Source organism: Streptomyces sp. SID3212 (assembly GCF_009865405.1).
Classification (GTDB): domain Bacteria; phylum Actinomycetota; class Actinomycetes; order Streptomycetales; family Streptomycetaceae; genus Streptomyces.
The window spans coordinates 1-1,092 of sequence record NZ_WWJY01000063.1; the positions used below are offsets into that span (position 1 = coordinate 1).

2 protein-coding genes are annotated in these 1,092 nt (G+C 73.4%); one reads left to right on the forward strand and one right to left on the reverse strand.

Translation table 11 applies throughout. The annotated features are described in order from the left end of the window. On the reverse strand, positions 1-508 hold a 508-nt coding region (locus tag GT042_RS02145; protein WP_161306989.1), incomplete at its 3' end, for an IucA/IucC family C-terminal-domain containing protein. Between the two features lie 240 nt (positions 509-748). Here GT042_RS02145 and GT042_RS02150 point away from each other — a divergent pair. After that, a partial coding sequence (locus GT042_RS02150) for a DMT family transporter (protein WP_272925666.1) occupies positions 749-1,092 on the forward strand: 344 nt, incomplete at its 3' end.

The window sequence follows — 1,092 nt, forward strand, 5'->3', positions numbered from 1 at the left end:
TCCGGTGCCCCCAGGCGCCCAGTTCCCGCGCGGCCCCGGCGAGCGCGGAGGCCGCGTTGCCCCACAGCAGCCGGGGCGAGACCGGGCCGTCGCGGCGCAGGGCCTGGGCGAGCGGGACGAGATGGCCGTACTGCACCACGTCGCGGACGGTCGCGGCGGTGGCCGGAAACGTACGGTCACCGGCCAGCCAGAGGTCGTCGGGGGTGGTGAGGTCCGGGTCCCAGTGCAGCCGCTCGGGGTCGAGATCGGGCACCGTGTCCCCCAGAACGGCGCAACCGAGTGCGACGGACCAGAGGCGGGCGGCGAGGCCGAGCTGGGCGACGGACGCCGCGACCCGGCGCTCGGGCGCGCGCAGCCGGGCCGCCACCTTGTCGACGCGGGCCGTCAGGGGCGCGATGCCGCCCTCGTACACGCGGGCCAGTGCGCCGTGCGCGCCGGGCGGCGGCTCGGTGCGCATCATGAAGAAGCCTCCTACGGAAGCGACTTCCGCCAGATCCGTCCGGCCCATCCGTACTCCTCTTCCGTCCTCGTCGCGATCACTCGTGGTGACCTTTTGGCCCGTCATTTACGGAATGCGACCCGTCCCGCCCGGGTGGACGAGCGCCGGCCGACGTCCGTTTCCTCCGGGCTGACCTGCACGACCGTCTGTGGGTGGAGTTCCCGGACCACGTCGTACTACGACCGTAGTACGACGCATTGACCACTTCAGGACGACGCCGAATCCGCCCGGACGAGAGATCGTGGATCCATGAGTGCACTTGCGCTGTCCGTGCTGCTGTCGCTGGTCTCCGCGGTCGCCTACGCGGCCGGGGCGATCCTTCAGGAGCGCGTCGCCGCGGACACCCCCGACCGTCCCTACGCCCCGCTGCACCACGGGGTGTGGTGGGCGGCCGTGGCCCTGAACGGGGTGGGGGCGCTGCTGCACGTCGTGGCGCTGGCGTACGGGCCGCTGAGCCTGGTCCAGCCGCTCGGCGCGCTGACGATCGTCTTCGCGCTGCCGATGGCCGCGCTGTTCGTGGGACGCAGGGCCGGGCACACCGCGTGGCGCGGCGCGATCATGGCGGCGGTGGGGCTGGCGGGGCTGCTGGCCCT